This window comes from Stenotrophomonas cyclobalanopsidis (assembly GCF_008710035.1).
GTDB lineage: Bacteria > Pseudomonadota > Gammaproteobacteria > Xanthomonadales > Xanthomonadaceae > Stenotrophomonas > Stenotrophomonas cyclobalanopsidis.
In genome coordinates this window covers 1-17,959 of sequence record NZ_VYKI01000032.1, presented here as the reverse complement: position 1 = coordinate 17,959, position 17,959 = coordinate 1, and the positions used below count along the sequence as shown (strand labels likewise).

The window sequence follows — 17,959 nt, the reverse complement described above, 5'->3', positions numbered from 1 at the left end:
CGGGTGTTTTGGGGGGGCGCGCGGGGCCGGGGGGGGGGGGCCCCCCCCCCCCCCCCCGGCCCCCCCCCCGCCGCTACCGATTTGTGCACGCCATGCGTGGATGACGCACCTGCCCACCTAAAGTCCCCACCCACGGGGCCGATATCGAGGCTGACACCGGGACTTCCGGCAGATCAGGACCCTCGATGAACGACAAGACCAGCTCCGCCGCCAGCGCCGGTGGCGAATTCCTCAGCTTCACCCTCGGCGCCGAGCACTACGGCGTGGACATCCTCAAGGTGCAGGAAATCCGCGGCTACGACGCGGTCACCCGCGTGCCGGACGCACCGGATTACATCAAGGGCGTCATCAACCTGCGCGGCACCATCGTTCCGGTCATCGACCTGCGCCTGAAGCTGCGCCTGGAAAACGCGACCTACGACGCCTTCACCGTGATGATCGTGCTGAACGTCGATGACCGCGTGGTCGGCATCGTCGTCGACAGCGTGTCCGACGTGATCCCGCTGTCGGGCGATCAGATCCGCCCCACCCCGGAGTTCGGCGCTGCCGTCGACACCCGCTTCATTTCCGGCATCGGCACGCAGGACGACCGCATGCTGATCCTGCTGGACATCGAAACCCTGCTGGACAGCGCCGACATGGGCCAGGCCAGCCTGGTCGAAGACGCCGCTGCGTGAGCATGCGGACTTCCCTCACGTTTCTGTAACCGAGCCCTTCAGTTCCCCGTGGCAGTGCCGATAGGGGGACAGGAACCCGGACGCGCAGGAGCGCGCAGTACCGGATCGACCATCACAATCCCCGGAGAATCATCCCGATGAAGTCCCTGCTTGCGTTCGTTTCGGCCGCCGTTCTGGCCACCACTGCCTCTTCCGCCATTGCACAGTCGGCCGACATGATCCCGCCGGAAATGGCGCCGCGCTCGGTCGGCAAGGACGGCATGGTCTGCGGCAAGGTCGAGAAGGCCCGCTTCGCGGAAGGTTCCGAAGGCCAGCCGACCTTCCTGTACATGGGCGGCGCCTTCCCGCGCCACACCTTCTCGGCCCGCATCGCCGGCGAGAACCGCAGCAAGTTCAACTTCCCGCTGGAAAGCCTGGAAGGCAAGACCGTCTGCGTGCTGGGCAAGATCCAGCGCGATGCCTCGCGCGCTGAAATCGAAGTCAGCTCGCCGGCAAGCCTGAAGCTGGCCAACATCAAGTAATCCGCTGTCCATCACCACGTCGGCCCTTCGCCGGCGTGGTCTGCTGCAACCGGGCCGGACGCCCGGGCGCGTCTGCCTTAGGAGATCACAACGCCCATGTCGTGGATCAACAACCTCAAACTGATGCCGAAACTGCTGCTGACGTTCGGTGTCATCCTGCTGGTGATGCTGCTGCAGGGCATCGTCGCCTATCGTGGCCTGCATTCGCTGAACAACGTCACCACCGAGCTGGCGGGATCGCGGATGGAGAGCATCCGCATGGCCGGCGAAATGCGCGGCATGGTGGGTGAATACCGTAACGCCGCCTACCAGCAGCTGATCCGTGCCAGCGACGACGTCAAGACCGACGCGCGTAACCGCGCCAAGGACGTGCGTGCACGCATGGACAAGGCAGTGGTCGATTACCCGAAGATGATCGACAACGCGCAGCAGAAAAAGCTCTTTGATGCCTTTGCTGCCGACTGGAAAGCGGCGCTGGCTTCGTATGACAGCGTTACCGAAATGCTGGAGCTGGACCTGCCGGATGATGCCATCGACACCTTCGTTGGCGAGACGCGCACAAAGCACAACAAGGCGACGGCGGCCCTGGAGTCACTGATCGCCGAAGACAATCGCCTGGCGCGCGCGTCGCGCGACGAGGCGTCCTCCACTTACGCCGCATCGGCCACGCTGATGGTGATCGCCCTGTTCGGCGGTGCCGCGCTGGGCCTGGTGCTGGTGTGGCTGTTCGCCCGTGCCCTGGTCGGCAGCGTGCGTGGCGCCGTCTCGGTCGCCAACGATGTCGCCGGTGGCAAGCTCGACGGCCATATCGATGTCAGCCGCCAGGACGAAGTGGGCGAACTGATGCAGGCCATGCAGCGCATGCAGCGCGACCTGCGCGAGCGCATCGAGACCGATGCCGCCGTCGCCCGCGAGAACCTGCGCATCCGCACCGCCCTGGATTACAGCTCCACCGGCGTGTACCTGACCGACCCGGACAACACCATCGTCTACAGCAACCGCGCCCTGCAGCAGACCCTCGCCCAATACCAGGACGACGTGCGTCGCGACCTGCCGGACTTCGACGCCCAGGCGTCGCTGGTCGGCAAGCCGGCGACCGTGCTGGAACACCGTGGCGAGATGGACACCACCCTGGTGGCCAACCTGAAGGCCCACGGCGTTGCCCGCCGCCCGATGCAGTACGGCGATGCGCAGTTCGCCCAGGTCGCCTCGACCATCCGCAACGAAGCCGGTGACACCGTCGGCTACGTGGTGGAATGGCGCGACCGCACCCAGGAAGCGCAGGTCGAAGCCGAAGTGGCCCGCGTCATCGCCCAGGCTGCCGCCGGCGACCTGTCCGGCCGCATCGATGCCAACGGCAAGGAAGGCTTCTTCCTGCAGCTGGCCCAGCAGATCAACGGCCTGCTGGACGCCAACGCCGGCAGCATCGAGCAGGTCTCCGGCCTGCTGGCTGCGCTGTCGCAGGGTGACCTGACCGTGCGCATGCACGGCGATTACCAGGGCGTGTTCGCCCGCATGCGTGACGATGCCAATGCCACCGCCGCGCAGCTGAGCGAGATCGTTACCCGCATCAAGCAGTCCAGCCGCGCGATCAGCTCGGCCGCCGGCGAGATCGCCTCGGGCAACAGCGACCTGTCGCGCCGTACCGAGCAGCAGGCCGCCAACCTGGAAGAAACCGCCGCCTCGATGGAAGAGCTGACCTCGACCGTTCGCCAGAACGCCGAGCACGCCCGCCAGGCCAATCAGCTGGCCATCGGTGCACACGGCGTCGCCTCGCAGGGCGGCGACGTGGTCGGCCAGGTGGTCACCACCATGTCGGCCATCCAGGCATCCTCGAAGAAGATCGCCGAGATCATTTCGGTCATCGACGGCATCGCCTTCCAGACCAACATCCTGGCGCTGAACGCCGCGGTGGAAGCGGCGCGTGCCGGTGAGCAGGGCCGCGGTTTCGCCGTGGTCGCCAGCGAAGTGCGCACCCTGGCACAGCGCTCGGCTGCTGCAGCGAAGGAGATCAAGGGTTTGATCGACGACTCGGTCGGCAAGGTCAACGATGGCTCGGCACTGGTGCACAAGGCCGGCGCGACCATGGGCGAGATCGTCGCCTCGGTGCAGCGCGTGACCGACATCATGGCCGAGATCTCCGCGGCCTCGCAGGAACAGTCGGCCGGCATCGAGCAGGTCAACCAGACCGTGGTGCAGATGGACGAAACCACCCAGCAGAATGCTGCGCTGGTGGAAGAAGCCACCGCTGCCGCCCGTGCGATGGAAGAGCAGGCAGGCCACCTGAGCGAGGCCGTGTCGATCTTCGTGGTGGACGAAGCCGAGATCGTGGTCGCCCCGCGCGCACCGGCGCCGGCCCCGCGCGTGGCCGCCCCCGCACCGGCACCGCCCGCGCCACCGGCACGCCGCAGCGCTGGCGGTCGCCCGATGGCAGCCGAGCTGGCGGATGGAGACTGGCAGGAGTTCTGATTCCTGCTGCCGCAGGCTTTGAAGACGCCCTGGCCCCGTGCCGGGGCGTTTCGTATCCGGGTTCCCGGGCTCCCGGTTCGACAGCCAACGGCGAAGCCCCTCGGGGTGGATGCTCTCTATGCGTTGGGATTTTGTGGGTTGGCCGGGCGGGTGGATTGCGCAGGGGACGCCGTGAACCCGTCCATGGGGCTTGGCCGCGGCATCCATGCCGCGGACACCCCCGCGCAACCCACCCGCCCGGCCACGGACAGTTTCCCGCGCATCCACCCCGGGTTGAAGAAAGAAGAGCAAGAGCAACCGCAACAGCTGCCGATCCCTCTATCCGCCCCCGATGACAACACCGCTCTTGCCGTCCGCCGACGCGATGCACGAAGAGGTGGGCCGGGGCGGGCAGGCGGGACCGTAGGCGCCAAGGACGGCGCCTACGAGCTACATGGACGTATTCACCGCGTGTCCCGCCTGCCCACCCCGGCCTGCCTCCTTCGACGTAACGAAACGCCGACAGACCGCTGTCGCTGTTGCTGTTGCCCTGGCTCGAAAGCCTGCCGCAGGCAGCGCCGCAGCCGCCGCTGCAAAGAACTCTGAATACGCCCTCAAATCTCCCCGCCCACGGCCGATAACCGTTCTGTCACGGCCTGTCGCGCCCTGAACGGTACTGGCGCCGCCCGCCCGTCTCGACCTGGTCTGCTTGATGAACCTCCTGCATCGCTGGCAACACTACTTCAGCAACCTCTCCGTCCGGCGCAAGCTCAACCTGCTGACGCTGCTCATCGCGATCGGCGTGATCGCGCTGTCGGTGATCGCCGCCCGCATGCAGTACCTGGACCTCAACGAAACCCGCAAAGCGTCCCTCAAGACCCAGGTCGAACTGACTTACGGCATCCTCGACCACTACCATGGCCTGGCCGTCAGCGGCGAGCTGACCGACGAAGCCGCACGCCAGGCCGCGCTCGATGCCCTGGCGCGCATGCGCGCCGACCATGACACCTACTACTACAGTGTCTACGACACGCATTACCGCGTCCTCATGCATCCGTTCCGCAAGGATCTCATCGGCAAGGACATGGAAGCCTTCCGGTCCGAAGACGGTGTGCAGCTCTTCCACGACCTTGTCCAGGTCGCACGCGCCGGCGGTGGCGTGGTGACCTACAAGTGGGCCAAGGCCAATGCGGAAGGTCTGTATGACAAGGCGTCCTACGCCGGCTTGTACAAGCCTTGGCAATGGGTCATCAGCAGCGGCGTCTACATGGAAGACGTCCAGCGCCAGGCGCTGGTGTTCACCACCATCATGGCCGCCAGCGGCGGCGTGCTGGTGCTGATCGTGCTCGCGCTCAGCTGGATCATCGGCAACCGCATCGCCGGCCCGCTGAAGCAGGCCACCGCCGTTGCCGAAGGCATCGCCCGGGGCAAGCTCGACAGCCACATCGGCCCGCAGCCGCATGACGAAACCGGTCGCCTGCTGGAGGCCATGTCCGGCATGCAACAGCAGCTGCACGCGGTCATCAACGGCCAGCGCGAGATGGCCCACCGCCACGACGGCGGTGAACTGAGCTACCGCATCGACGCCAGCGCCTTCCCCGGCGAGTACGGCCTGATGGTGCAGGAAACCAACACCCTGGTCGGCAGCCACGTGCAGACCCTGCACGACGTGCTGGACGTCGTGAAGCAGTACGCCGTCGGCGACCTCAGCCGCGACGTCGCCCGCTACCCGGGCGAGAAGGCCGCCATGACCACCACCGTGGACACGGTCAAAGCCAACCTCGGCCGCATCAATGCCGAGATCAAGCAGCTGGCCGCCGCGGCCGCCGCCGGTGATTTCAGCCGCCGTGGCGATGCGCAGGGTTTCGATCACGATTTCCGCCTGATGCTGGAAAACCTCAACGCGATGATGGCGGTCAGCGATGACAACCTCGGCAAGCTCTCGCATCTGCTGTCGGCGATCGCCGAGGGCGACCTGACCACGCGCATGCAGGGCGACTACCAGGGCGTGTTCGCCCGCATGCGCGACGATGCCAACAGCACCGTCAGCCAGCTGACCCAGATCGTCGGCCAGATCCAGGCCAGCGCTTCCAGCATCACCCTCGCCGCCGGCGAAATCGCCTCGGGCAACAGCGACCTGTCGCGCCGTACCGAACAGCAGGCCGCCAACCTGGAAGAAACCGCAGCGTCGATGGAGGAACTGACCTCGACCGTTCGCCAGAACGCCGAGCACGCCCGCCAGGCCAACCAGCTCGCCATCGGCGCGCAGGGCGTGGCGTCGCGGGGCGGCAGCGTGGTCAACCAGGTGGTCACCACCATGTCGGCCATCGAGGCCTCCTCGAAGAAGATCGCCGAGATCATCAGCGTCATCGACGGCATCGCCTTCCAGACCAACATCCTGGCCCTGAATGCCGCGGTGGAAGCGGCGCGTGCCGGTGAACAGGGCCGTGGCTTTGCCGTGGTCGCCAGCGAAGTGCGCACGCTCGCCCAGCGCTCGGCCGCAGCGGCCAAGGAGATCAAGGGCCTGATCGACGACTCGGTCGGCAAGGTCGCCGAAGGCTCCAGCCTGGTGCACCAGGCCGGCAGCACGATGGGCGAGATCGTCGCCTCGGTGCAACGCGTCACCGACATCATGGCCGAGATTTCCGCGGCCTCGCAGGAACAGTCGGCCGGCATCGAGCAGGTCAACCAGACCGTGGTGCAGATGGACGAAACCACCCAGCAGAACGCCGCACTGGTCGAAGAGGCTACCGCCGCCGCACGCGCGATGGAAGACCAGGCCGCGCAGCTGGCCGACGCCGTGGCGATCTTCCGCCTCGACAACCAGGTGGCGGCTGCCGTGAAGGCGGTCACCGCCCGCGTCACGCCCGCACCGGTCGCGGCGGCACGTCGCCCGCAGACGGCCGCCGCGCCGACGCCGGCCCGACGTTCCAGCGCCAGCCCATCCTCCAGCTCCAGCTTCGTCGCCCCCAGCGACGGCGACTGGCAGGAATTCTGATCCCGGTGGCGGCTTCGGCCGCCGCCCCCGCCGATGGACACGTCCCCCGTGAACAGTCCCACCCCCATCGTCACCGGCCCCCGCGAATTCGAATTCGCCGACCGTGATTTCCGCCGTGTCTGCGACCTGATCTACCAGCGCGTGGGCATCGCCCTGGCGCCGGCAAAGCGCGACATGGTGTACGGCCGCCTGTCGCGCCGCCTGCGTACGCTGGGCATGCGCAGCTTCCAGCAATACCTGGACCATCTGGAACAGGACGGCGGCGAAGAGTGGCAGGCGTTCACCAACGCGCTGACCACCAACCTCACCTCGTTCTTCCGCGAGCCGCACCACTTCGACAAGCTGCGTGAGGAACTGCAGCAGCGCTCCAGCCGCAGCCCGCTGCTGCTGTGGTCGTGCGCCGCTTCCACCGGTGAGGAGCCCTACTCCATGGCGATCACCGCCTGCGAGGCGTTCGGCACGTTGAAGCCGCCAGTGCGCATCGTTGCCACCGACGTCGACACCCAGGTGCTGGCCACCGCCAGCCGGGGTGTCTACAACATCGACCGCGTCACCACTCTCGACCCGGACCTGCGCCGTCGCTACTTCCAGCGCGGCAGCGGCCCCAACGAGGGCCAATGCCGGGTGCTGCCCGCCCTGCGCGAGCTGATCGACTTCCGTCCGCTGAACCTGCTGGCCCCGCGCTACGACGTCGGCGGTCCGTTCGACGCACTGTTCTGCCGCAATGTGATGATCTACTTCGACAAGCCGACCCAGCGCGCCATCCTCGGCCGCCTGGTGCATCACCTCAACGATGACGGCCTGCTCTACACCGGCCATTCGGAGAACTACCTGCACGCCGCCGACCTCATCCAGCCCTGCGGCCGCACCCTGTACCGCCGCGCACAGGGGGCCAGCGCATGAGCGCCGTCCTGCGCACCGACGAGGTGATGCGTTACCAGGACGCGCGGTTCAAGACCGTCGCCGCCAAGCTGCTGCCGACCCAGTACCTGGTGGTCGATGACACCACCGCGCTGACCACCACGCTGGGCTCCTGCGTCGCCGCCTGCCTGCGCGATCCGGTGCTGAAGATAGGCGGCATGAACCACTTCCTGCTGCCCGAAGGCAATGCCGGTGACGGCGCGCCCGCCCGCTACGGCAGCTATGCGATGGAACTGCTGATCAACGACATGCTCAAGCGCGGCGCGCACCGCAAGCGCATCGAGGCCAAGGTGTTCGGTGGCGCCAACGTGCTGAAGGGTTTCACCAGCAATCCGGTCGGCACGCGCAATGCCGAGTTCGTGCGCCAGTACCTGCAGGCCGAGCACATCCCGATCATCGCCGAAGACCTGTGCGGCATCCATCCGCGCAAGATCTGGTTCTTCGCCGATACCGGCCGCGTGGTGGTGCAGCGCCTGCCGCATGCCCACGAAGCCGAAGTGGCCGCGACCGAATCGGCCGTGCGCGCCCGCCTGTCCAGGGCCCCGGTCACCGGTGGCGTGGAGCTGTTCGAATGAGCCTGCCCGGCAACGCCCCCTGCCGGGTCCTGATCGTCGATGACTCCGCCGTCGTACGGCAGATGCTCACTGAGATCCTGTCCAGCGACCCGGGCATCGACGTGGTCGGCACCGCCGCCGACCCGCTGCTCGCGCGCGAGAAGATCAAGCGCCTGGCCCCGGACGTGATCACCCTGGACGTGGAAATGCCACGCATGGATGGCCTGGCGTTCCTGGAAAACCTGATGCGCCTGCATCCGCTGCCGGTGGTGATGATCTCTTCGCTGACCGAGCGCGGCGCTGACACCACGCTGCAGGCACTGGCCCTGGGTGCGGTCGATTTCGTTTCCAAGCCCAAGCTCGATGTGTCGCGCGGCCTGCAGGCCTACGCCGATGAGATCATCGCCAAGGTCAAGATGGCTGCCCGCTCACGCGTGCGCCCGCTGGTGCGCACCGCCGCACCCAAGCTCATCCTGGATGCCGCGCCGTCCGTGCGTCCGGCCGCGCCGCAGTTCCGCACCACCGACCGACTGATTGCCATCGGCTCGTCGGCCGGCGGTACCGAAGCGCTGCGCGTGGTGCTGGAGGGCCTGCCGGCCGATGCCCCGGCCGTGGTGATGACCCAGCACCTGCCGGCCAGCTTCAGCACCGCCTTCGCCGAACGCCTGGACCGCCACTCGGCGATGGCCGTGCGCGAAGCCAGCGACGGTGAAGCCGTGCTGCCCGGCCATGCCTACCTGCCGCCCGGCGGCAAGCACCTGCGCATCATCCGCGACGGTGCGCGCTGGCGGTGCCGCGTGGATGACGGCCCTGCAGTGAACCGGCACAAGCCGGCGGTGGACGTGCTGTTCCGCTCGGTGGCGCAGGCCGCCGCTGGCAATGCCATCGGCGCCATCCTCACCGGCATGGGTGACGACGGCGCACGCGGCCTGCTGGAAATGCGCCAGGCCGGTGCCCCGACCCTGGTGCAGGACGAAGCCACCAGCGTGGTCTGGGGCATGCCCGGCTCGGCATTCAAGCTGGGCGCAGCCGAAGAGCAGGTGCCGCTGGAGCGGATCGCCGAGCGGCTGCTGGCGCTGGCGCGCGGCTGAAGTAGATCCACGCCATGCGTGGATGCCTGTGTAGAGCCGAGCCCTCGCTCGGCTCAAGGCCCCCCGCAGAAAGCAGCCGAGCACAGGCTCGGCTCTACACGCGAGCAGGTGCCGCTGGAGCGCGGCTGAAATAGCCCCACGCCATGCGTGGATGCCTTTGTAGAGCCGAACCCTCGCTCGGCTCAAGGCACCCCGCAGAAAGCAGCCGAGCAGGTGCCGCTGGCGCGTGGCTGAAGTAGATCCACGCCATGCGTGGCTGCCTGTGTAGAGCCGAACCCACGCTCGGCTCAAGGCACCCCGCAGAAGGCAGCCGAGCATGTGCCGCTGGCGCGCGGCTGAAGTAGATCCACGCCATGCGCGGCTGCCTGTGTAGAGCCGAGCCCACGCTCGGCTCAAGGCACCCCGCAGAAAGCAGCCGAGCACAGGCTCGGCTCTACACGCGAGCAGGTGCCGCTGGAGCGCGGCTGAAATAGCCCCACGCCATGCGTGGATGCCTTTGTAGAGCCGAACCCTCGCTCGGCTCAAGGCACCCCGCAGAAAGCAGCCGAGCAGGTGCCGCTGGCGCGTGGCTGAAGTAGATCCACGCCATGCGTGGCTGCCTGTGTAGAGCCGAGCCCACGCTCGGCTCAAGGCACCCCGCAGAAAGCAGCCGAGCACAGGCTCGGCTCTACACGCGAGCAGGTGCCGCTGGCGCGCGGCTGAAATAGCCCCACGCCATGCGTGGATGCCTGTGTAGAGCCGAGCCCACGCTCGGCTCAAGGCGCCCCGCAGAAAGCAGCCGAGCATGGGCTCGGCTCTACCCGCCCCAATACAACCGCATCGGGTTGTCCACCAGCAGCTTCTGCTGCAGCTCCAGCGTCGGCGCGATGTGCGGGATCACATCCACCAGGTTCCCATCGTCAGGCATGTGGTCCTTCATGTTCGGGTGCGGCCAATCGGTGCCCCACAGCACACGATCCGGGAAGCGCTCCACCAGGTGCCTCGCGAACGGCACCACGTCGGCATACCCCGGCGGACCCACCCGCGACAGCCGCTCCGGGCAGCTGACCTTGCTCCACACGTTGCCGTGCTCGGCCATCAGCTGCGCGAAACGCTGGAATTCCGGCCCGTCCACCGGCTGACTCACGTCCGGCCGGCCCATGTGGTCGACCACCACCGTCGTCGGCAGCGAAGTGAAGAACTTCCAGCGCTCGGCCAGGTCGGCAGCTTCGAAGTAGACCACCACGTGCCAGCCCAGCGGCGCAATGCGGTCGATGATGGCGTGGTAGTACGCGTCCGGCTTGGGGTCGACCAGCCGGCGCACGAAGTTGAAGCGCACGCCGCGCACGCCCGCGGCATGCAGCTGCTGCAGCTCCTTGTCGCTGACCGTATCGCGCACCGTGGCCACGCCGCGGGCCAGGCCGCCGCTGGCCTGCAGCGCGTCGACCAGGGCACGGTTGTCAGCACCATGGCAGGTGGCCTGCACGATCACGTTGCGGCTGAACCCGAGATGGTCGCGCAGCGCGAACAGCTGCGCCTTGCCCGCGTCGCAGGGCGTGTACTTGCGCTCGGGTGCATACGGGAACACATCCCCCGGACCGAACACATGGCAGTGCGCGTCCACTGCACCCGGCGGCGGCACGAACGTCGGGCGGCTGGGGTTGGCGCAGTAGTCCAGCCAGTCGGCATCCTTCTGGAACGCGGCCATCACAGCCCCCTCGCCTTCAGCTGCGCATCCAGCCGCGGGTAGACCCGCCGCGCATTGCCTTCGAACACCTTGTGGCGATCGCCCTCGGACAACCCCAGCGCATCCACGTAGCGACGGGTGTCATCGAAGAAATGGCCGGTCTGCGGGTCGATCCCACGCACCGCGCCCACCATTTCCGAACCAAACAGGATGTTGTCGATGTCGATCACCTCGAACAGCAGGTCGATGCCGGGCTGGTGATACACGCAGGTATCGAAGTAGACGTTCTTCATCACATGCTCGGCCAGCGGCGGCTTGCCCAGCATGTCCGCCAGGCCACGAAAGCGACCCCAATGGTACGGCACCGCACCACCGCCATGCGGGATGATGAAGCGCAGCTCCGGGAAGTCACGGAAAAGATCGCCCTGCAGGAACTGCATGAAGGCGGTGGTATCGGCGTTCAGGTAGTGCGCGCCGGTCGCGTGGAAATTGGCATTGCAGCTGCCGGAGACGTGCACCATGGCCGGCACGTCCAGTTCCACCATCTTCTCGAAAAACGGGTACCAGGAGCGATCGGTCAACGGCAGGCCATCCCAGTGGCCGCCGGAGGGATCTGGGTTGAGGTTGCAGCCGACGAAGCCAAGCTCGTTCACGCACCGCTCCAGCTCGGCCACCGAGTGTGCGATCGGCACACCGGGCGACTGCGGCAGCTGGCACACACCGATGAACTGGTCCGGGTACAGCTGCACCACGCGCGCGATCAGGTCGTTGCAGCGGCGCGTCCATTCGGCGCTCACCTGCTCGTCGCCGATGTGGTGGGCCATGGTGCTGGCACGCGGGGAGAAGATGGTCATGTCCGCACCGCGCTCGCGCAGCAGGCGCAGCTGGTTGGCCTCCACGCTCTCGCGCAGTTCATCGTCGCTGATCGTGGGATAGACCGCCGCCGGCAGCGAGCGGTCGTTGAAGTGGGCCACCTGCGCCTTGCGGAACGCATCGTGACCGGCGGGGGCCGTGGTGTAGTGGCCGTGGCAGTCGATGATCATGGGGGAGCTCCTGGGGCGATGGATCACCAGCCGAACAGCTGGGCGAAGTGCACATCCACGCGCAGGCCGACAATCAGCGCATCGGGGATGTGGGTGGTGCGCGTGGGCGCGTAGATCGGGTCGGGGTTGATGACGTACTGCAGGTTCGGCATCAGGCGGATACCCTTCTTCACCGCCCATCCGTAGCTGAGCTCGGTGATGATTTCGTCGGCATGCGGTGCACCGGTACCGCCGTAACGGCTGCGGCGATCACGCAGGAAGCCGATCTGTTCATCGCTGAAGTGCGTGTTGGAGACGAACATGGCCAGGGTGTCCTGGTCGCGACCGGCGAAGGTGCCGGTCTTGACGAAGCCCGCCGAAACGAAATGATCGACCGGCGCCTCGTTGCCGGTATTGACGTACACCCGGCCGAACACGGCCAGGTTGCGATTGCCTTCGCCGCGCCAGACGGTCTGGTCGCCCATCGCATACACGCCCAGGCGCGCGCCGTCCTGCACGGCCGTCGGCTTGCCGGTCAGCGCCGCCGAGTTGCCGTCGGCGTCGAAGTACGAGCTCTTGCCACCATCACTGTTACGGTACATGCCGATGCGGTAGGTGCGCGGCAGGCGGTCGTTGGCGAAGCTGGTCTGGTAGCCGACTTCGTAGGCGCTGATGGTGCCGGTGCCCTCGCCCACCGAGAAGTCCAGGCCGTTCTTGCCTGCCTTGTTCAGCTCGTTGTTGTAGTCGAACACGCCCGCCTGCGCATACCAGCGATCATTCACGTCGTAGCGCACGAGGCCGGCCCAGGACGAATTCGGGTAGGCAGTGATGCCCAGGTCGGTGATCGCGCCGTAAGGCGTCAGGCACATCGCGTTGCTCATGAACACGCAGTTGAGCGGCGAGTTGTTGAAGTAGCTGTTCACCGGCGCACGGCCGGCGGTGATGCTCAAGCCGTTGTCGAAGCGGTGACGAAGGGTCAGCCGGGTCAGGCGGCCGCCAGCCACCGGTCGCCAGGTCTGCTGCGCGCTGATCGAATTGCCGATCTTCTCGCGTGCCAGGTTGTGCCCGGCGAACCACGCCCACTGTGCGTCCACCTCGGTGCCGTGCACGCCGAACAGCTTGTCCAGGTCGAACTTCGACTGGGCCATCACCCAGTACGAACCTTCGGTGCCCTGTTCAACACCACCCACCGGGTTGTGGGCCACGTTGCCGACCAGGTCCAGGGTCAGGTCGATGCCCTCGGGGATGCGGCTTTCAGCGGCGAACGCGGGCGTTGCCAGCACGCTGGCAAGCAGCAGGTACAGCGGGGTACGCAGGAACTGCGACATGTTCTCTCCCTTCCCGGCGCCACCGGCGCCAGGGTGATGCATTCAGTGGAGGCCACCGCAGCGGCCGTCAGGACTCAGGCCATTGCCTCAGGCGGGCTGCACACCGAGCAGCCGTTGCCGGGTTCGGCGGGTGCCGATCTGCGCGGCCATGATCTTTTCATCCAGCTTGCCTTCCCACTTGGCGATCACCAGCACGGCGATGGCATTGCCGATCAGGTTCACGAAGGTCAGGCCTTCGGCGAGGATGCGGTGGATACCAAGGATCAAGGCGATGCTGGCCACCGGAATGGTGCCGGTGGTGCCGAGGGTCGCCGCCAGCACAACGAACGCCGCACCGGCCACGCCCGCAGCACCCTTGGAGGTCAACAGCAGCACGGCGATCAGACCCAGCTGGTGCCACACGGTCAGTTCGGTATTGGTCGCCTGGGCCAGGAAGATCGCCACCGTGGTCAGGTACAGGCAGGTGCCATCCAGGTTGAACGAGTAGCCGGCGGGAATCACGAAACCGACCACGCCCTCTTCGCAGCCCAGCTTCTTCATCTTCTCGATCAGGCGCGGCAGCACCGTTTCGGTGGAGGTGGTGGCCGCAACGATGATGATCTCGTCGCGCAGGTAACCCAGCAGGCGCCACAGGCTGGCCCCGGTCCACCAGCACACGGTGCCCAGCACCAGCACGGTGAACAGCCCGCAGACCACGAAGAACTCGATGATCAGCTCGCCCAGCGACAGCAGCGAGGCGGCCCCGAACTGGCCCACGGTGAAGGCGATGGCACCAAACGCACCGATCGGCGCCACATACATGATGTAGCCGATGATCTTGAACAGCGCACCGGAGGCGCTCTCGATCACGTCCATCACCGGCTTGCCGCGCTCGCCGACGGCGGCCAGGGCCACGCCGAACAGCACGGCCACGAACAGCACCTGCAGCACGTGCGCCTCGGTGAAGGCGCTGACCAGGGTGTTGGGGATGATGGCCATGATGTAGGCCACGATCGACTGGTCATGGGCGGTGTGCACATAGCCCTGGATGCTGGCCATGTCGATGGTCGCCGCATCGATGTTCATGCCGGCGCCGGGCTTCCACAGATCCACCGCCACCAGACCGACGATCAACGCGAGGATGGTGATCACCTCGAAGTAGATCAGCGATTTCAGCGCCAGCCGACCCACGCTGCGCATGTCACGCATGCCGGCGATGCCGTGCACGACGGTGACGAAGATGATCGGACCGATCATCATCCGGATCAGCTTGATGAAGCCATCACCCAGCGGCTTCATCGCCGAACCCAGGTCCGGCTGCAGCCAGCCCAGCAGAACACCGATCACGGTGCCGGCCAGCACCTGGAACCACAACTGGCCAAAGATTCCAAAGCGGCCCGGCCGCTTCCCTACCACGGTCATAACAACCCTCCCAGGTCGCAGAGAATAGAAAGGCGCTGCCTGTTCAGTCGAACAGTTCGCCATCGAACAGCTTCCGTGCGGTGCGCAGCATGGCCGCGCGGGCCACCTGGCCGTCCTCGTCCAGTTCAATCACGCAGGTGGTCGCCCCGCTGGGGTGCTCCACCGCCAGGGTCTGTACCTGCCCGCCCGGCAACCGGGCCAGTGCATGGGCCGGCGAGCCCGGCAGCAGGCAAGCCGTGGCCACCGTCACCGCACCCAGCACGCCGATGGACGCATGGCAGCGGTGCGGGATGAACGAGCGCACGCAGATCGCGCCGCCGTCGGCCGGTGCGGCCACCAGCATTATCTTGGGTACCGATTTTTCCGCCACATCGCCCAGGTTCATCTTCGGCCCCGCCTGCAGGCGGATGGCCTCCAGGCGTTTTTTCAAGGCCTCGTCAGCGTCCAGCGTGGCGCGGTCCTCGTAGCCGCTGATGCCCAGATCGGACGCGCGCAGCACCACGCAGGGCATGCCGTTGTCGATCAGGGTGGCCTGCACGCCGTCAATCACGTCCACCGTGTTTCCGGTCGGCAGCAGCGCGCCGCAGCTGGAACCGGCGGTGTCCTCGAAGGCCAGTGGCACCGGTGCGGCGGTACCCGGTACGCCGTCGATGCGGGCGTCACCGGCATAGCTCACCACGCCACCGGGTGTCTGCACGCTGGCCGTGGCCAAGGTGCCGGTGTTGCCCATGAAGATGCGGACCTCGGTCACGCCATCGCGCGCCGCCACCAGACCGCGCTCGATCGCGAACGGGCCCACACCGGCCAGCATGTTGCCGCAGTTCTGCGCATCACTCACCAGCGCCTGGTCAACGAAGACCTGCAGGAACAGGTACTCGACGTCGGCATCCTCGCGCTGCGAGGGCGAAACCACGGCCACCTTGGATGTGAGTGGGTCGCCGCCGCCCATGCCGTCGATCTGCCGCACGTCCGGCGAACCATAGGCACGCAGCAGGAAGGCATCGCGCGCGGCGGCGTCGGCCGGCAGCTCCTGGGCGAGGAAGAACCCGCCCTTGGACGTACCAGCGCGCATCCACATCGCGCGCACGCCCTTACTCATAGCGCAGGCCCTTGGCGGCAAGGCGCTCGCGCATGGCGTAGATGTCCAGGCCGAGCTCGCCACGGGCCAGGCGCTCGCGCTTGTCAGCCTCGCGCGCCTCGCGTGCCTGCGCCTCGGCGGCCACCCGTGCCGCATCGGCTCGCGGCACGATGCACACGCCGTCATCGTCGGCGATCACCACGTCACCCGCATTCACCAGAGCGCCACCACAGACCAGCGGCACGTTCACCGAACCCAGGGTTTCCTTCACCGTGCCCTGTGCGTTTACTGCCCGGCTCCACACCGGGAAGCCCATTGCGGTCAGCTCGCGCACATCGCGCACGCCCGCATCAATGACCAGGCCGCGGCAGCCACGGGCCTGCGCCGAGGTCGCCAGCAGGTCGCCGAAGTAGCCGTCGGTGCAGTCGCTGGTCGGCGCCACCACCAGGATGTCACCCTCGCCGAGCTGCTCAATGGCCACGTGCATCATCCAGTTGTCTCCCGGCGGCACTGACACAGTGACCGCACTGCCTGCGATACGCACACCGCTGTAGATCGGCCGCAGCCGCGGGTGCAGCAGGCCACTGCGCCCCTGTGCCTCATGCACGGTGGCCACGCCGGCCTCGGCCAGTGACTGGATCAGCGCCGGTTCGGCGCGCTCGATGCGGGTGATGACGCGGGACATCCATCCATCCTTCGTTGGCGATGGCGCAGTCTGTTCCGCCCCGTGCAGACCCCTCAAGATCGTTTTTCGTCCGACCCATTCAATCTGGTTATAGTTGTGCCATGAATGGACTGCCCGAGCTGAACCTGAAACACCTGCACGCGATGGTGGCGGTGCACGCGCACGGCGGCATCAGCGCGGCCGCACCGCATCTCAACCTGTCCCAGCCCGCACTCACCCAGGCCATCGCACGACTGGAGCGTCAGCTCGATGCGCCGCTGTTCGACCGCCAGCCAGGCGGCATGGTCGCCACCGAAGCGACGCGCCTGCTCGCACCGCGCATCGAGCGCGCCCTCGCCTACCTCGCCCGTGGCGTACGCGCGGCCCGGCGTGCGGCGCGCCTGCCTGCACTGGCAACCATCGAACGGCGGCTGACACTCAGCCAGCTGCGCGCCCTCAACGCGGTGGACAGCGCGGGCAGCTTCACGCTCGCGGCAGCGCGCGCCGGGGTTTCGCAGCCGGCCATGCACCGCGCGGTGCGCGAACTGGAAGCGGTGATCGAAGTGCCGCTGCTGCAGCGGCGTGGCAAGGCCCTGCTGGCCACGCCCGCCGCTACCCGTCTGCTGCGCTGGGTCCGCCTGGCACTATCCGAGCTGGCCACCGGCCTGGACGAACTGGCCGCCACCCGCGACCAGCACGGCGGCCGCCTGGCCATCGGGGTGATGCCGCTGGCGCGAGCATTGCTGCTGCCGCAGGCACTGGCCCGGTTCGCGCGCGCCTGGCCGGGCGCCACCGTGAACGTGGTGGAGGGCCCGTTTTCGGAGCTGCTGTCCGACCTGCGCCAAGGCAGCCTGGACCTGCTGGTCGGCGCCATGCGCGACCTCAGCGCGGTGCCCGACGTGGTGCAGGAAGGCCTGTTCGACGATGACCCGGTCATCGTCGGCCGCGCCGACCATCCTCTCGCCGCGCAGCTGCCCTGGCGTTTCGAGCAACTGCTGGAGTATCCGTGGGTGATCCCGGCCACCGGCGCGCCGGTGCGTGCGCGCTGGGAGCGGATGTTCCGCGACAACGGCCACGAGCCACCGGTGCTGCGCATCGAGTGCGGCTCGCTGGTGATCACCCGCGGCCTGCTGCTGGAGGATGACTGGCTGACCTTGATGTCACGCGACCAGTTCCTGATCGAACGCCAGGCCGGCCTGCTGGCCGAACTGGGCCTGGCCGGCCGCGCCCTGCGCCGCCGCATCGGCCTGACCACCCGCGCCGACTGGCACCCGACGCGTCCGCAGCAGGCGTTCCTGCAGATCTTCCGCGACGTCTGCGCCGAACGCAGCGATGATGGCCCGGACGCCTGGCCCTTCCGCTATCGCTGAAGCCCGCATGGGACGACATCTGTAGAGCCGAGCCCACGCTCGGCTGGCTCTTGTCTTTGTAGAGCCGAGCCCATGCTCGGCTGGCTCTTGTCTTTGTAGAGCCGAGATCCTATGTTCGTGGTCAAGCCTGTTGGAAGCAGGCTTGGCCTACCTTCAGCATGGCTGGGTCGAATTCCTTGCCACTCTTGAATACGCCCCACGCAATCCTGGCCAGTTTTCT

The 17,959-nt window shown here is 67.2% G+C and carries 14 protein-coding genes and 1 pseudogene; 8 read left to right on the top strand and 7 right to left on the bottom strand.

Translation table 11 applies throughout. The features are described from left to right. Window positions 1-185 precede the first annotated feature (185 nt). The 7 genes from FJU31_RS17090 (at window position 186) to FJU31_RS17060 (ending at window position 9,210) form a co-directional block, all read left to right on the top strand. Window positions 186-677 carry a chemotaxis protein CheW gene (locus tag FJU31_RS17090; protein ID WP_150455806.1) on the top strand — a complete coding sequence of 164 codons (492 nt, stop codon included), beginning with the start codon at window positions 186-188 and terminating at the stop codon, window positions 675-677. 137 nt (window positions 678-814) lie between these two features. Then, entirely contained in the window at window positions 815-1,198 is a 384-nt protein-coding gene (locus tag FJU31_RS17085) for a hypothetical protein (protein ID WP_150455805.1), read from the top strand. Between the two features lie 96 nt (window positions 1,199-1,294). Next, window positions 1,295-3,667 (top strand): methyl-accepting chemotaxis protein, encoded by a 2,373-nt coding sequence (locus FJU31_RS17080; protein ID WP_150455804.1) that lies wholly within the window; start codon window positions 1,295-1,297, stop codon window positions 3,665-3,667. A gap of 691 nt (window positions 3,668-4,358) precedes the next feature. After that, complete coding sequence (locus FJU31_RS17075; RefSeq protein WP_150455803.1) at window positions 4,359-6,644, top strand: methyl-accepting chemotaxis protein; 2,286 nt, start codon at window positions 4,359-4,361, stop codon at window positions 6,642-6,644. Between the two features lie 33 nt (window positions 6,645-6,677). Further along, window positions 6,678-7,547 (top strand): CheR family methyltransferase, encoded by an 870-nt coding sequence (locus FJU31_RS17070; RefSeq protein WP_150455802.1) that lies wholly within the window; start codon window positions 6,678-6,680, stop codon window positions 7,545-7,547. Further along, a complete protein-coding gene (gene cheD / locus FJU31_RS17065; RefSeq protein WP_150455801.1) occupies window positions 7,544-8,140 on the top strand; it encodes a chemoreceptor glutamine deamidase CheD in 597 nt (198 codons plus the stop codon). The genes FJU31_RS17070 and cheD overlap by 4 nt, the downstream gene beginning before the upstream one ends. Next, window positions 8,137-9,210 carry a protein-glutamate methylesterase/protein-glutamine glutaminase gene (locus FJU31_RS17060; protein ID WP_150455800.1) on the top strand — a complete coding sequence of 358 codons (1,074 nt, stop codon included), beginning with the start codon at window positions 8,137-8,139 and terminating at the stop codon, window positions 9,208-9,210. Before cheD ends, FJU31_RS17060 begins: the two co-directional genes overlap by 4 nt. Before the next feature lie 796 nt (window positions 9,211-10,006). On the opposite strand, the gene FJU31_RS17055 is transcribed toward FJU31_RS17060, so the two are convergent. From FJU31_RS17055 to FJU31_RS17030, 6 genes are all read right to left on the bottom strand, one after another. Continuing rightward, window positions 10,007-10,897 carry an amidohydrolase family protein gene (locus FJU31_RS17055; RefSeq protein WP_150455799.1) on the bottom strand — a complete coding sequence of 297 codons (891 nt, stop codon included), beginning with the start codon at window positions 10,895-10,897 and terminating at the stop codon, window positions 10,007-10,009. Further along, a complete protein-coding gene (locus tag FJU31_RS17050) occupies window positions 10,897-11,919 on the bottom strand; it encodes an amidohydrolase family protein (protein ID WP_150455798.1) in 1,023 nt (340 codons plus the stop codon). The genes FJU31_RS17055 and FJU31_RS17050 overlap by 1 nt, the downstream gene beginning before the upstream one ends. Window positions 11,920-11,942: 23 nt before the next feature. Next, a complete protein-coding gene (locus FJU31_RS17045; protein WP_188115524.1) occupies window positions 11,943-13,226 on the bottom strand; it encodes a carbohydrate porin in 1,284 nt (427 codons plus the stop codon). An 87-nt stretch (window positions 13,227-13,313) separates the two neighbouring features. Beyond that, the gene (gene dctA / locus FJU31_RS17040) at window positions 13,314-14,627 is read right to left on the bottom strand and encodes a C4-dicarboxylate transporter DctA (RefSeq protein ID WP_150455796.1); all 1,314 of its coding nucleotides are present in this window, start codon (window positions 14,625-14,627) and stop codon (window positions 13,314-13,316) included. 43 nt (window positions 14,628-14,670) lie between these two features. Then, a complete protein-coding gene (locus FJU31_RS17035) occupies window positions 14,671-15,726 on the bottom strand; it encodes a 4-oxalomesaconate tautomerase (RefSeq protein WP_150455795.1) in 1,056 nt (351 codons plus the stop codon). Continuing rightward, a complete protein-coding gene (locus FJU31_RS17030; protein WP_150455794.1) occupies window positions 15,719-16,390 on the bottom strand; it encodes a 4-carboxy-4-hydroxy-2-oxoadipate aldolase/oxaloacetate decarboxylase in 672 nt (223 codons plus the stop codon). Before FJU31_RS17030 ends, FJU31_RS17035 begins: the two co-directional genes overlap by 8 nt. A 101-nt stretch (window positions 16,391-16,491) precedes the next feature. On the opposite strand from FJU31_RS17030, the gene FJU31_RS17025 reads away from it, so the two are divergent. Further along, the gene (locus tag FJU31_RS17025; protein ID WP_150455793.1) at window positions 16,492-17,739 is read left to right on the top strand and encodes a LysR family transcriptional regulator; all 1,248 of its coding nucleotides are present in this window, start codon (window positions 16,492-16,494) and stop codon (window positions 17,737-17,739) included. Window positions 17,740-17,860: 121 nt separating this feature from the next. On the opposite strand, the pseudogene FJU31_RS19670 reads toward FJU31_RS17025, so the two are convergent. Next, a pseudogene (locus FJU31_RS19670) lies at window positions 17,861-17,959 on the bottom strand (IS110 family transposase); the annotation flags it as partial.

What these genes read in the sequence shown, in the direction of transcription:
- FJU31_RS17090 (WP_150455806.1), top strand. Translation starts at nt 186, where the DNA reads ATGAACGACAAGACCAGCTCCGCCGCCAGCGCCGGTGGCGAATTCCTC.
- FJU31_RS17085 (WP_150455805.1), top strand. Translation starts at nt 815, where the DNA reads ATGAAGTCCCTGCTTGCGTTCGTTTCGGCCGCCGTTCTGGCCACCACT.
- FJU31_RS17080 (WP_150455804.1), top strand. Translation starts at nt 1,295, where the DNA reads ATGTCGTGGATCAACAACCTCAAACTGATGCCGAAACTGCTGCTGACG.
- FJU31_RS17075 (WP_150455803.1), top strand. Translation starts at nt 4,359, where the DNA reads ATGAACCTCCTGCATCGCTGGCAACACTACTTCAGCAACCTCTCCGTC.
- FJU31_RS17070 (WP_150455802.1), top strand. Translation starts at nt 6,678, where the DNA reads ATGGACACGTCCCCCGTGAACAGTCCCACCCCCATCGTCACCGGCCCC.
- cheD (WP_150455801.1), top strand. Translation starts at nt 7,544, where the DNA reads ATGAGCGCCGTCCTGCGCACCGACGAGGTGATGCGTTACCAGGACGCG.
- FJU31_RS17060 (WP_150455800.1), top strand. Translation starts at nt 8,137, where the DNA reads ATGAGCCTGCCCGGCAACGCCCCCTGCCGGGTCCTGATCGTCGATGAC.
- FJU31_RS17055 (WP_150455799.1), bottom strand. Translation starts at nt 10,897, where the DNA reads ATGGCCGCGTTCCAGAAGGATGCCGACTGGCTGGACTACTGCGCCAAC.
- FJU31_RS17050 (WP_150455798.1), bottom strand. Translation starts at nt 11,919, where the DNA reads ATGATCATCGACTGCCACGGCCACTACACCACGGCCCCCGCCGGTCAC.
- FJU31_RS17045 (WP_188115524.1), bottom strand. Translation starts at nt 13,226, where the DNA reads ATGTCGCAGTTCCTGCGTACCCCGCTGTACCTGCTGCTTGCCAGCGTG.
- dctA (WP_150455796.1), bottom strand. Translation starts at nt 14,627, where the DNA reads ATGACCGTGGTAGGGAAGCGGCCGGGCCGCTTTGGAATCTTTGGCCAG.
- FJU31_RS17035 (WP_150455795.1), bottom strand. Translation starts at nt 15,726, where the DNA reads ATGAGTAAGGGCGTGCGCGCGATGTGGATGCGCGCTGGTACGTCCAAG.
- FJU31_RS17030 (WP_150455794.1), bottom strand. Translation starts at nt 16,390, where the DNA reads ATGTCCCGCGTCATCACCCGCATCGAGCGCGCCGAACCGGCGCTGATC.
- FJU31_RS17025 (WP_150455793.1), top strand. Translation starts at nt 16,492, where the DNA reads ATGAATGGACTGCCCGAGCTGAACCTGAAACACCTGCACGCGATGGTG.